15 protein-coding genes are annotated in these 13,361 nt (G+C 41.9%); 13 read left to right on the top strand and 2 right to left on the bottom strand.

The genetic code is table 11. The features are described from left to right. Positions 1-29 precede the first annotated feature (29 nt). Complete coding sequence (locus U5K35_RS16505) at positions 30-305, bottom strand: monovalent cation/H+ antiporter complex subunit F (protein ID WP_322572605.1); 276 nt, start codon at positions 303-305, stop codon at positions 30-32. Positions 306-311: 6 nt separating this feature from the next. Next, complete coding sequence (locus U5K35_RS16500) at positions 312-860, bottom strand: Na+/H+ antiporter subunit E (protein ID WP_322572604.1); 549 nt, start codon at positions 858-860, stop codon at positions 312-314. Between the two features lie 321 nt (positions 861-1,181). On the opposite strand from U5K35_RS16500, the gene nuoL reads away from it, so the two are divergent. The 13 genes from nuoL (at position 1,182) to thiL (ending at position 13,276) form a co-directional block, all read left to right on the top strand. Next, a complete protein-coding gene (gene nuoL / locus U5K35_RS16495; protein ID WP_322572603.1) occupies positions 1,182-3,200 on the top strand; it encodes an NADH-quinone oxidoreductase subunit L in 2,019 nt (672 codons plus the stop codon). Positions 3,201-3,222: 22 nt separating this feature from the next. Beyond that, complete coding sequence (locus U5K35_RS16490) at positions 3,223-4,842, top strand: NADH-quinone oxidoreductase subunit M (protein ID WP_322572602.1); 1,620 nt, start codon at positions 3,223-3,225, stop codon at positions 4,840-4,842. A gap of 4 nt (positions 4,843-4,846) precedes the next feature. After that, on the top strand, positions 4,847-5,137 hold the full coding sequence (locus tag U5K35_RS16485; RefSeq protein ID WP_322572601.1) for a 4a-hydroxytetrahydrobiopterin dehydratase: 291 nt from the start codon (positions 4,847-4,849) through the stop codon (positions 5,135-5,137). 1 nt (position 5,138) lies between these two features. Further along, positions 5,139-6,578: an NADH-quinone oxidoreductase subunit N gene (locus U5K35_RS16480; protein ID WP_322572600.1), complete on the top strand. Its 1,440-nt coding sequence runs from the start codon at positions 5,139-5,141 to the stop codon at positions 6,576-6,578. A gap of 210 nt (positions 6,579-6,788) precedes the next feature. After that, entirely contained in the window at positions 6,789-7,175 is a 387-nt protein-coding gene (gene rpsF / locus U5K35_RS16475; protein WP_322572599.1) for a 30S ribosomal protein S6, read from the top strand. A gap of 19 nt (positions 7,176-7,194) precedes the next feature. Continuing rightward, positions 7,195-7,446: a 30S ribosomal protein S18 gene (gene rpsR / locus U5K35_RS16470; RefSeq protein WP_322572598.1), complete on the top strand. Its 252-nt coding sequence runs from the start codon at positions 7,195-7,197 to the stop codon at positions 7,444-7,446. A gap of 15 nt (positions 7,447-7,461) precedes the next feature. Beyond that, positions 7,462-7,908, top strand: a complete 447-nt coding sequence (gene rplI, locus U5K35_RS16465; protein ID WP_322572597.1) for a 50S ribosomal protein L9 — start codon at positions 7,462-7,464, stop codon at positions 7,906-7,908. Between the two features lie 39 nt (positions 7,909-7,947). Beyond that, positions 7,948-9,858, top strand: coding sequence for a protein-disulfide reductase DsbD family protein (locus U5K35_RS16460; RefSeq protein WP_322572596.1), 1,911 nt, complete (start codon positions 7,948-7,950; stop codon positions 9,856-9,858). Positions 9,859-10,157: 299 nt separating this feature from the next. After that, complete coding sequence (locus U5K35_RS16455) at positions 10,158-10,868, top strand: MotA/TolQ/ExbB proton channel family protein (protein ID WP_322572595.1); 711 nt, start codon at positions 10,158-10,160, stop codon at positions 10,866-10,868. Between the two features lie 36 nt (positions 10,869-10,904). Then, positions 10,905-11,174: a hypothetical protein gene (locus tag U5K35_RS16450; protein WP_322572594.1), complete on the top strand. Its 270-nt coding sequence runs from the start codon at positions 10,905-10,907 to the stop codon at positions 11,172-11,174. A gap of 4 nt (positions 11,175-11,178) precedes the next feature. Next, entirely contained in the window at positions 11,179-11,724 is a 546-nt protein-coding gene (locus U5K35_RS16445) for a biopolymer transporter ExbD (protein ID WP_322572593.1), read from the top strand. A 5-nt stretch (positions 11,725-11,729) separates the two neighbouring features. After that, the gene (locus U5K35_RS16440; RefSeq protein WP_322572592.1) at positions 11,730-12,176 is read left to right on the top strand and encodes a biopolymer transporter ExbD; all 447 of its coding nucleotides are present in this window, start codon (positions 11,730-11,732) and stop codon (positions 12,174-12,176) included. Between the two features lie 74 nt (positions 12,177-12,250). Continuing rightward, positions 12,251-13,276 carry a thiamine-phosphate kinase gene (gene thiL / locus U5K35_RS16435; protein ID WP_322572591.1) on the top strand — a complete coding sequence of 342 codons (1,026 nt, stop codon included), beginning with the start codon at positions 12,251-12,253 and terminating at the stop codon, positions 13,274-13,276. Positions 13,277-13,361: the final 85 nt, after the last annotated feature.

Below are 13,361 nucleotides of genomic sequence, written 5' to 3'. Positions count from 1 at the left end.
CAAACAAGATGCTGATTATAGATTGTACTTCAAGCATTGCGTCTTACTTTAGGTGATGAAAAATATTTCGCGATTGCCAGAACCCCAATAAATCCAAGAATGGCATAGGCCAGGGTGATATCGATAAACATATCGATACGGCCGTAAAGGAAACCGATCAAACAAATTAATACGATGGTTTTGGTAGCAATAGCGTTGGTTGCCAGGAGCCGGTCAAAAATGGTTGGTCCTTTCACAACTCTGACTAGTGGAATAGCGATAATAATTGTGAGAACGACCGCACTGTAGAGAAAAAAGTTTTCCATTATCGATTAATTTTTTGTCGTGATTTCAATCTCACTAACTACAGGACGCGACTCTTTTTGGAAGAGCTTGAGAACCTCTCTGGGCATCTCGTCAGAAATAATCCCCTTATAGGATGACTCATCGAGGGCGTGTACAAGAAAGTTGTCACCTTCGATGTCTACAGTAAGTGTTCCCGGAGTAAGCGTAATGGAGTTACCTAAAATAACTTTAGCATGAGCGCTGGGTAAATCAACCTTGAATCGTACAATACTCAATTTCGTTGGCAAGCTCGGGCTGAAAATCACCTTTATTACATGGAAGCCGGCTAAAATTATTTGATAAATCATCCAGAAAAAATAGAAAACAGCCCTGAAAAACCGGATATCTTTAAGGTCATTCATATCATCACTGAAAAACCGGTGCACCTTAAGTTTGTAATTGACAGCCATTACACCTGCAACAGAGAGAACCCCAAACGTTAGGTGAACGGCATCAAAAAAACCGCTCATCACAACCCAAAACAGCATGAGTGAGATAAATGAGAGCGATAAACTGTAGAGCGATAGCTTATTCATTGGTTCACAGTAAATTGATGACGTCTCAGAATTAAGCCTATAAACTATCAAAAAAGTGATATTAACCGCAATAAAAATCGGTCTGTTTTGGAATTGTTTACAAATTTCAAAAAAGTAAAGATTCATTATAGCCTTCACTGAAATGTTTCTTAAATTTGAGACTGAAAATTGAAAAAGTATTTAATGGGGATTGTTACTTTTCCTCCTTCGGAGGTTTATCTTGGGACAGATTTTTGTATCTTTGCCACCTGAAAACAAGCCTGCAAAGAATGCAGTGTTTATAGATCATTAAATGCGCAACATTTTAATTAACCTGTTTGAATGGAATCACCTACAGCGCTTGTAAGTCTTATTGTTGGTTTACCGCTTCTCGGTTTTTTAGTTAACGGGATTCTGGGCCTTTCATCAGATTCGTATCGTAGCAAAAAAAGTATAATAGGGGCACTGTCAAATTTTGCAGTCTTTATTCCTTTTCTAATAACCCTCTATTTTTTCTTCAATTTTAATCCGGAAGCCGGAGCCGTTCAGGCTAAGCTATTCACCTGGATCGAAGCCGGGAGCTTTAGCGTGGATATTGCTTATCAGATTGATCAGCTTTCCCTAATTATGATGCTGGTTGTAACCGGCGTAGGTTCTCTGATCCACTTCTATTCTATCGGGTATATGGCTCACGATCCGGGCTATTGGAAGTTTTTTGCTTTTCTGAACCTGTTTATATTTGCCATGCTGAATCTGGTAATGGCCGATAACCTGTTGCTTCTTTTCCTGGGATGGGAAGGTGTAGGGCTTTGTTCCTATCTGTTGATCGGATTTTGGTATACAGACATGGCCAAATCTGATGCTGCAATAAAGGCATTCCTTTATAACAGAGTCGGTGACTTCGCTTTTCTGATTGCGATATTTGCCATTTTTGAAGCGGTAGGCAGTTTAAAATTCGATGTTATCCTTGCCAACCTGGATGCATTTTCAGCAAGCTGGACTTTCTGGGTTCCGTTTTTGATGTTTATCGGGGCTACCGGTAAAAGTGCTCAGATTCCACTCTTTGTTTGGTTGCCGGACGCGATGGCGGGTCCAACTTCCGTATCTGCCCTGATTCACGCAGCTACCATGGTAACATCCGGTATCTATTTGATTACCCGGCTCTCTCCGATGTATGTGATGAGCCCGGAGGTAATGATGATCGTGGCGGTTATTGGAGCACTCACTGCAATTGTCGCGGCAACCATTGCGATCACACAAAACGATATTAAAGGAGTTCTGGCATACTCAACGGTATCTCAGCTTGGATTTATGTTCCTGGCCCTGGGTTCCGGCGCGTTTACAGCAGCACTGTTTCATGTGGTGACTCACGCGTTTTTCAAAGCATGTCTCTTCCTCGGTTCAGGATCAGTTATTCACACAATGGATCATGTGAAACATAAACTGCACGATGCCGGAAAACATGTGGATTTTGATCCACAGGATATTCGGTTCATGGGTGGACTTAAAAAGTTCATGCCTTCCACATACAAAACCTTTTTGATTGCTACCGTAGCAATAGCCGGTATTCCTCCACTGGCAGGATTTTTCTCAAAGGATGAAATTGTAATGCACGCTTTTAATATGGGCTTTGGTGAATTTGCCGGCGCCATGTACTTCATTCTTTGGGGTGTCGCAACAATTACAGCATTCCTGACTGCTTTTTATATGTTCCGTTTAACGCTGACTACATTTCACGGATCGTTCAAACTGCCTCAAAAAGTTCAGGGAGCTGAAGGATCTGAGGAGTATCTGCATGAGAGTCCCGCTACAATGACAATTCCGCTTTGGGCACTTGCCGGACTTTCAATTGTGGGTGGATTTATTGGTATTCCGAATTTTATATCCAAGACTTTTGGAGGAGACGGACATATCAACTGGCTGCATGATTGGATGATGCCAATCGCGGCAGATATACCGCTTACGCTTTCAATTACCGCTGAATGGGTTCTGATGATCTTTGCCATAGCTGTTGCTGTTGGTTCTGTGCTTCTGGCATTTAGAATGTACGGAAACGATCAGCAGGAAGAGTCTGACGCAAAAATTGCTGCACGATTCGGTTCTCTCTACGAAATATGGAAGCAGAAGTATAATCTTGATGAAGCGTACGAGGGGGTAATTGTTCGCCCAACGGTACGATTTTCAGATAAGGTTCTGGCTGTTTTCGATATGAAAATTGTTGATGGGTTTGTCAACGCCGTTGCAGGTATTGTACGGCTGACGGGAAGCTTAATCCGATACATTCAAACAGGAATTACATCCAACTATGCATTAATGATGGTATTGGGTGTGATTTTGGTTCTTTCAATGATACTATTTTAAAGGATTTGAAGATTAGTTAAATATGGACATCCTACTCAATATTACAATCTATTTGCCGCTTCTGGGTATAGCAGCGATTATGCTAATGAAAAGCGATGCAGCAGTTAAATGGGGTAGCTTGATTGCTACAACTGCAACATTCGTACTCTCATTGCCCCTGCTTTTTAACTTTGATGCAGCGCTATCGGCCACACCTCAGTATCTCAGTGAAGGTTCAGCGATATTTTCAGGTATGGATGTGAAGTACCTGGTTGGCCTGGACGGCTTGAGCCTGCTGCTGTTTATGCTTACAACACTGATGGGCCCGATCGTAATCCTGTCTTCCTGGAACTCAGTGACAAAGAGTTTAAAAGGGTACTATGCCATGTTGCTGCTTCTTCAAACGGCATCATTGGGTGTTTTTTCTGCCCTTGATTTGGTTGTATTCTATGTATTTTTTGAGCTTTCGTTAATCCCGATGTACTTCCTGATTGGAATTTGGGGAGGAAGCGATAAGATTCGTGCCACTATTAAGTTTTTTGTCTACACGCTGGTCGGTTCATTGATCATGCTTGTTGCGCTTCTCTATCTCGGTTATAACGCCGGTGCAGCAATGGGAGGCGTCGATTTCACAGCCGACTGGAGATTTATTTCCAGTCCGGAATATACCATTGGATTGGTTGAGCAGACCTGGTTATTCCTGGGATTTGCACTTGCCTTCTGTATCAAAGTGCCGCTTTTTCCATTCCATACCTGGTTGCCGTACGCTCACACTGAGGCACCAACTGCAGGTTCCGTAGTACTGGCTGCTATTATGTTGAAAATGGGTACATACGGTTTGATTCGAGTTGTACTGCCTGCATTTCCAAATGCATTTATGGAGTTCGCGCCGTACATGGCGATACTTGCTGTGATCGGAATTATTTATGGTGCTCTTGTTGCGATGGTTCAAAAAGATGTAAAGAAATTGGTTGCCTACTCCTCTGTGAGTCACATGGGTTTTGTAGTACTGGGTATTTTTGCCTTGAACGACATAGCCATGCAGGGTGCAATCATTCAGATGATTAATCACGGTCTTGCTACCGGTGCACTCTTCCTTATTGTTGGTATGATTTACGATCGCCGGCATACAAGAATGATTTCTGACTACGGTGGTATCGCGAAAGTTGTTCCGGTATTTGCTGTTATGTTTATGATATCCACTCTGGCGTCGATCGGACTTCCGGGTCTTAACGGATTTATAGGTGAGTTTTTGATTTTGAATGGATCGTTCAGTTCAGAACTCTATGCCAATAAAACCTATGCTATACTGGGTGCAACCGGTGTGATTTTGGCTGCTGTTTACATGCTTTGGATGTTTCAGCGGGTTCTGTTTGGGCCAATCACAAATGAAGAGAATAAAAAACTTGTAGATTTGAACATGCGTGAGATCGGCTTGCTGGTCCCGCTGGTACTCTTTATGGTCTGGATTGGAGTTCGTCCGATAGACTTTACACAATATTCAGAAGGATGGGTAAATACTTACATCACAAATTCAGAAGAGAAAAGTGTTGCTGTTCTGGATCAGGCCAATTTGAATGAACTCCCGAACTGGACAGCAAAAGTTTACAACGTAGAAGAGCATCAGTTAGATTCACAACTCATCGCAAATAAAAAGGACTAATATTATGAAGCCTCTCACATCAGAAGAAGTTGAGTCGCAATTGAAAGAGTTGGATAATTGGACTTTCGAGAACGATCAAATCAAAAAAGATTTCAGTTTCACCAATTTTAAAGAGGCTCTGGCATTTATGGTAAAAGTAGGCTTTGAGGCTGAAGATTTGGGACATCATCCAAACTGGAGTAATGTTTACAATTCTGTGTCAGTTCAGCTCAATACTCACGATGCGGATAACAAGGTAACAGATAAAGATATTCAACTCGCCAAGGCGATAGATAAGATTTACAAAAATAACTGAAATGGACTATTTGCACGATATTCAATCCTTTTTGCCCGGTATTGTTGTAGCCGTAACCGGATTGGCGGCTATATTGATAACAGCATTTAAAAAAGGGACAAAATCGGTTTACTTTGTATCTGTTGCCGGTTTGGTTGTAGCGCTGGCATTAGCAATACAGTCACTTTTCGGTGACACCGGCACTGCATTCTCCGGTATGATTGTCTATGGCGGTCCCGCTGCGTTTGGTTCGGTAGTGGTATTACTGGGCTCACTGCTGTCTGTCATATTATCCCGTGAATATTTGCAGTCCTTTGAATTGGAGACAGGCGAAGTCTACGGTATGTTGCTTTTTGCCACGACCGGAATGATGGGTTTAGCTGTTTCGAATGATCTCATTAGCTTGTTTGTCAGTTTGGAAACCATGTCCGTTTGTTTGTATGTAATTGCGGGCCTGTGGTACTATAGAAAAACCGGTGCCGAAGCAGCTTTGAAATACTTTCTGTTAGGAGCTTTTTCAACAGGCTTTTTACTCTACGGCATTGCTTTGATTTACGGAGCAACGGGACACACCAACCTGATTGAAATTGCGGCTGCAGCTCAAGCTACGCCGCTATTCTTAGCCGGGGTTGCTCTTTTGCTGGTCGGTATCTTTTTCAAGATATCTGCAGTACCGTTTCATATGTGGACTCCGGATGTTTACCAGGGAACACCTACTACGTTGACCGGTTTTATGGCTACTGCAAGTAAATCTGCTGCGTTTATCGCTTTTGTTTTCGTGCTATCCCGAATGCTTTCCGGCTCCGAAACCGGTGACTGGACTCAGGTTATTCAGGTTATCGCAATTCTCACAATGGTAGTGGGTAACTTGATTGCCCTTGCGCAGGATAACGTGAAAAGAATGCTTGCTTACTCAAGTATTGCCCACGCGGGTTATCTAATGGTTGGTTTGGCAGCCGGCACAGCTGCGGGGTACAGTGGAGTATTCTACTACCTGTTTGCCTACACCGTCATGAATATTGGTGCATTTGGCGTGATCGCATTTTACGAGCGTTCAAAAGAGATGGATTTTACTGAGATTGACAGCTATGCCGGTCTGGGATTTAAAGTTCCGGCAATGGGAGTGATGCTCTCCATCTTTCTATTTTCACTAGCAGGAATCCCACCGTTTGTAGGGTTCATCGGAAAATACTACGTATTCGCAGCGGCGGTACAAGCAGACCTGATCATGCTGGCTATTGTAGGCGTATTGGCAAGTGCTGCCAGTGTCTACTACTATCTGCGTGTAATGGTTTTTATGTATTTCAAAGAGGCACATCGGGAGTATAGTCTTACATCGCCGGGAACTCTGTTTAAGCTTGTGTTGATCTTGCTGGCATTTCTGACCATCTACTATGGAATAGAACCGATACTGCCGGGAACAGGACTTTTTGAGCTTCTCTCTTCTTTCAGCTACGCTTAGATCTGCAGATTTTACGATATAGTAAATTAAAGGCGCTATCCGGCGCCTTTTTTATTTGCTTTGATTTGCTCTGACGCGAGATGGAATTTAAGGGCCGTTTTGATTGTGGAAATCAAAATCAATACGTATCTTTACAGGCTCTGTTGTCGGCGTAACGTACGACGACTGTTTTCACAAACAGAAAACAACCAAAGAAAACATATATAAAGAATGAAGAAAGATTTCTATGAATTGACTTACATTCTGAATCCGGTTCTCGATGACGAGAAATTTTCAGAACTCGTAAGTTTAGTGAACAAACTAATTGAAGACAACGGCGGAGAAGTCGTTGATGTAGATGAATGGGGTGTTCGCAAACTCGCCTACGATATAGACAAGAAAAGTACAGGTTACTATGTGAACATGTACTTTAATGCACCCGCTAATGCGATTGAAGTGGTTGAACGTAACATGAGGATCAACGACGATATCATGCGATACCTGACCATGAAGTACGATCCGAAAATGCTTCGTTACTACGAACTCAGAAAGAAAGGTGATCTGCCTGTAGTTTTTGAAGATGTAGAAGAAGAGAACGAAGATAACGACGAAGATTAAATCAAATTAGGTAAAAGTTATGATTAACAATCCATCGCATCCGAAGAAAGGACACCTTAAAAGTAAAGACTGTAAATTTACGAAAGCAGGTGTAGAATATATCGACTACAAACAAACTGAGCTGCTAGAGCGGTTTATGAACGATCAAGGTAAAATTCTTCCAAGAAGAGTAACCGGTACAAGTGCTCGGCATCAAAGAATGCTATCAAGAGCAGTTAAAAGAGCACGATTTTTAGCTCTTATTCCTTACGTAACCGAAAACATGCGATAAGACACAGATTAGATTATGAAGCTTATTTTAAAAGATGACGTAGAAAAATTAGGTTCAGCCGGTGATCTTGTTGACGTAAAACCCGGTTACGGACGAAATTTTCTGATTCCACAGGGAAAAGCTGTATTGGCAACTCCCGGCGCAGTCAGACAGTTTGAACATCTGAAACGTGAAGCCGCCCTGCGTGCTGAGCTTTCTGTTGAAGCTGCCAAAGAACTGGCGCAACAACTGGAAACAACCTCCGTTACAATTCCTGTAACTGTAGGTGAAGATGACAAAATTCATGGTACAGTTACCAATATCCAGGTAGCTGATGCTCTTGAAGAAAGAGATATTTTAGTTGACAGACGTAAGATTACTCTTGACCAGGATATCAAGTCTTTGGGCGAGTACACTGCAACCGTTGATGTTCTTGGAGATCTGAAGCCTCAAGTTAAGGTTTGGGTTGTAAAAGAAGACTAATACTCTTTGAGAGTATAAACTCTTAATAATTATTCGATAATGAATAAAATTGGATTTTTGATGGGGATCGTCTATATGGCGTTATCCCCATTTTTTGTATATGGACAACTCCTCGATCCTGTTGATTACCAAATAACGGATCATCCTGAAACGGTTGCGGCCGGTGAAGTATTCAATGTAACGGTTGAAGCCACAATCGATGGCGACTGGCATCTCTACTCTGTTCTGAATGATCCTGATGCCGGGCCGTATCCGACAACATTTTCATCTGCAGTAAATCAAATGGCGGTTGCCGGAGATGTAGAAGAGAGTGAAGCGGTTATCGCTTTTGATCCAAACTTTGAAACCGAACTTGGCTGGCACTCAAAAAGTGCTGAATTTACCATACCGGTCGCTTTTCGGTCGGAACTTCAGGGAGAGCAAACCATCCAGCTGGAAGTACTCTATCAGGTTTGTGATGATGTTTCCTGCCTTCCTCCGAAAACCAAACAGATAGAATCCGTTGTTAATCTAGAGGGTGTAGCAGATTCGCCGTACGAAGATTTTGAAGAGGTCTCTCAGGCTGAAGTCGAGTTTGAAATGACGAGCTCTGCAGGAGTACCGCTGGATGATCTCTGGACCTATATCTGGTTAGCATTAACTGCCGGCCTTGCCGCACTCCTTACTCCTTGCGTATTTCCATTAATTCCATTGACCGTATCCTACTTCTCAAATCAGGGTGGAGGAGAGAAGAAGAAAACAAATTGGGGGCAGGCTTTAATATTCGGTCTCTCTATCATACTTATTTTTACGGGTCTTGGCGCTATTCTTTCTGTAATACTGGGTGTTAGCGGTGTGAGCCAATTTGCTTCAAACCCCTGGGTGAATTTATTCATAGGTTTGCTCTTTATCTTCTTCGGAGTGAGCCTTTTGGGCCTCTTTGAGCTTCGCCTGCCTTATCAGTTAACGAACTGGTTGAACCGGAAGAGCAATGAAAGCGGCGGAGTTACGGGCACACTGTTTATGGGCTTCACAATCAGTGCTGTATCATTTTCATGCACAGCGCCTTTCGTAGGGGCAATACTGGCTGCAACAGCCGGAGGAGAGTGGTTCTATCCGATTGTAGGTATGCTGGCCTTTTCTACAGCGTTTGCTGCGCCATTTGTGCTACTGGCACTGTTTCCCCGATATCTGGAATCTCTTCCAAAGAGCGGCTCCTGGATGAATGTTATAAAAGTGATTTTAGGCTTTATCATATTGGCTGCATCCATCAAATTTTTGGCAAATGCAGATATCATCTTCGAATGGGGTGTGATTACACGTCCGTTGGGTATAGCTGCATGGATTTCCTTCTTTTTTATTGCCGGTCTCTACCTTCTTGGATTTTTTGCTCTTCATGGAGAAGAAAAACCAAAATCTATCACAACCGGCAGGTTACTGCTGGCCATTCCATTCTTTTTATTCAGCTTTTATTTAATACCCGGCTTGATGGGAGCATCTTTGGGAATTTGGGATGCCTGGCTTCCGGCTTCGAAAACTACGGATGTGAGTGTAGTTCGTTCTATCAGTGCCTCGGGAGGCGGAGCAGCAGTAGAGTCTCAGTGGTCTGATAACTATGAGGAATCTCTGGAAAAAGCTATAGCCGATAATGTACCTGTCTTTGTCGATTTCACCGGTTACACCTGTACCAACTGCCGTGCAATGGAAGCAACGGTTTTTCCATTAGATAATATTCAGGAGAAATTTACGCAAATGGAACAGGTGAAACTCTACACAGATGGCGGTAACAAAGCTGAGGAAAATCAGCAGCTGCAGTTTGATATTACCGGTACACTTGCTCTGCCCACCTATGTTATCATCGATCCACACTCAGGTCAGGTTCTCGATCAACTGATTGGCTTTACAAGAGCCTCGGAATTTGAGCAGTTTTTAAATCGAGGGTTGGAGCGATACCGACAAGTTCGCTCCTGATTTGGTTTCTAAATACCCGAGTTGGGAAGGCATACTGAATTATTTCACTTACATTAAACGATTTTTTACAAAAAAAACGAGATAATGACAGTTTTTGAAAAATAAATCAGAAAACTGTTTGGTAGTTGGGGATATGATCTAATATATTCCACGACACGAACATCAAACATAGTCGATTGCAGATTTTTCCCTTTTTAATATTATTAAATTAAAGATCTGCCTTTGACATTGAAGATCAAATGATCTATCATTTTTCTTCAATTTTAGCTCTTAACCAAAACTTAACGCGGAGTAATAGTATGACTTCATCTTTAGCTCTCATTTTTCTTCAAGCTGGAGCTGATGCTGGCTTTTTTAACGTAATCGTCGAAAAATTTAACGAAGGTGGTGAATTCATGTGGCCTGTATTGATAGCCCTGATTCTCGGATTGGCTATCTTCCTGGAGCGCATCATCACACTTAATCTAGCTGACATTAACACCAGAAAATTTATTCTTGAAGTACAGGAAGCACTGCAAGAAGGCGGCATCCCTGCTGCACAAGAACTTTGTGCACAAACACGCGGACCTGTAGCGTCTGTTTTTCAAGCCGGTTTAATGCGTGCTGATGAAGGCGTAGAAGCTGCTGAAAAAGCAATTACAACATATGGCTCTATTGAAATGAGCTTCCTTGAAAGAGGTCTTGTATGGCTTTCTCTCTTTATCTCTATTGGTCCGCTTCTCGGATTCCTCGGTACCGTTGTCGGTATGATTGAGGCGTTTGATGCGATTGAAGCCGCAGCCGATATCTCTCCATCTCTTGTAGCGCGTGGTATTAAAATTGCGCTTCTTACAACTGCAGGTGGTCTGTTGGTAGGTATTATACTCCAAATCGGGTATAACTACTGTGTATCCAAAATTGACAGAATTATTACAGATATGGAAGAAGGTTCCATTACCCTGATCGATTCTATCATTCTTCTGAAAGAAGGAAAGCAAATTGTTCCTGAAAACGACTCAGACGAAGCCTAAGTAAAACTATAACCCAAACAATCAACGGATAATATTATGATTGATAATTTAGCTATAGGGTTAGTTTTAGGCCTGATTGGTATAGCAGTTATTGGAATTCTGGTTTCCGGTGTCAAAAATGTGATTAACGGAAAATCAGATCTCAAACGAGTGGCAATTATGGGAGTACCCGTTGTCATTTTTGGAATCTCTTATGCTGTACTGGGTACTGCTAACCAGGCGGGTGTTGCAACTATGTTGTTTCTACTTGGCCTAATGATTATCGGTATCGTATTAACAGGAACCCGCGGAACATTTAAAATTTAAATGTATGCTTAATAAAAAGCGAAGCAGAGAAAGCGGTGAGATTGACGGTTCATCCCTTGCGGATATCGCCTTTCTTTTGCTCATTTTCTTTCTTGTTGTAACTACAATTGATGTGGATACGGGTATTGGCTTGGTTCTGCCTCCCATTCCCGACGAAACTACTGAGCCGCCACCGGTACGTGAGCGAAACCTTATGAAAATTTTGGTGAATGCTCAGGGTATGGTTCTAATTAATGAGGAGCCTGCTTCTATCGGTGAAGTACGTGATCGAATCAAACGCTTTGTTGATAACAATGGTGTCGATCCAAATCTCTCAGAATCACCTGATGATGCGATTGTATCAATCAAGACGGACAGAAGAACACCTTACAATGTCTATATAGATATGCTTGATGAAGTGATGGGGGCATACGCCGAACTCCGTAATCAGGCATCAATGGAAAGATTTGGTGTTCCGTATCCTTCTCTGGAAGATAACAGCGAAAGAAAAGCAGAGATACAGGAAATGTATCCTAAGAAAATCTCAATTGCAGAACCGGATGAGGGGTAACAGATATGGCACATTTTAAAAAGAAACAAGCAGCAACAAGCCAGGGTGTACCAACTGCGGCCATGCCTGACGTTGTATTTATGCTTCTCATCTTCTTTATGGTGACAACTGTATTGAGGGAAGTTGAATTGCAGGTTCAGGTTAGTTACGCCGGTGCTGAAAACATCGAAAAAATTGAGCAGAAACGACTGGTGAGTTACATCTATATCGGCCCTGAGAGATTATCAGGAAACCGGGTAGGTGAGACTAAGGTCCAGATTGATGATGCTTTGGTTGATGATATAGGAGCCATCAGAAACATCATGTACGATAAACTGATGGAAGAACCCAGACTAATTGTATCTCTTAGAGTAGATGAAGACTCTGAATTTGGTATTATAACCGATGTTCAGCAGGAATTACGTCACGCAGGAACGTTAAGAATTAATTACTCTACAAAACGAGAAATTTAATTAGTTAACATAAATCATCTTATTTGAAGGCATTTATTCCTTAATGGAGTAACTGCCTTTTTTATTTTAAAGTTATGGCAAAAAACGATTTTAAACAGGTTCAGGATATAGGATTCAAATCTCTAATTGAATCTTTCAAGAAGTATACGGGAGCTTCCAGGGAGAATATTATAAAAGGTATTGGCGATGATGCTTCTGTATCTAAACAGAATGCAGGGAAACTCACATGCACGAGTTCTGAAATATTTATGGAAGGAGTGCATTTTGATTTAACCTATACACCTTTTCAGCACTTAGGTTATAAAGTTGTTACAGCGGCTGTAAGTGATATTTTGGCTATGAATGCCGAACCTGAACAAATCCTTGTTGACATAGCCATTCCCAATAAATACTCGGTTCAAATGATTGAACAGCTATATCAGGGTATTGACGCAGCGGCTAATGACTATAATGTAAATGTATCGGGTGGTGACACTACGGCTTCCCATCAAATACTGGCTATTTCTGTAACATGCATCGGAAATGCTGAAAAAGATAGTGTGATTTACAGAGATGGTGCTAAAAAAGATGATATCATTTGTGTAACCGGTGAACTCGGAAGCGCAATTGCGGGTTTAAGAATCTTGTTAAGAGAAAAGAAATCATGGCAGGAAAATCCTGAACAACAGTTCCAGCCTGATCTTAGCTCTTACGAGCACGTAGTACAACGGCAACTTTTACCGAAAGCAAGAATAGACTTCTTTCAATCACTAATGAATTCGGACGTGAAACCGCACTGTTTGATTGATCTTACACAAGGCTTGGTTGCAGATCTCTCAGAAGTTCTGAAGCAATCGGGAGTAGGTGCAGAGATCTATTCACCTGCTGTTCCCATTAGTTTGGAAGCCCGTAACGTGGCTGACGAAATGAATGAGGATGTTGATAAATATGCTTTTTATGGTGGCGAAGACTTCGAAATGTTATTTACTCTTCCCGAACCGCTTGTAGAAAAGTTTAAGGCTGATTTTGATGATTTTATCGTAATCGGAAAAATTACGGAAGCAGATAAACAGCTTACGGTTAATACCGGTGAGGAGCACAATTATCAAATTGATTTATAACGGAGTGTATGAAATCAGGTTGTCGTTCGTTCTCAAATAGGAAATACATCAGGCTATACTAAGTAAAGAGTCCTGATTAATTTTG

Source organism: Rhodohalobacter sp., assembly GCF_034521535.1.
Taxonomy (GTDB): domain Bacteria; phylum Bacteroidota; class Rhodothermia; order Balneolales; family Balneolaceae; genus Rhodohalobacter.
Note: the sequence above shows the minus strand (reverse complement) of the source record. Positions and strands in the feature narration are given on the sequence as shown.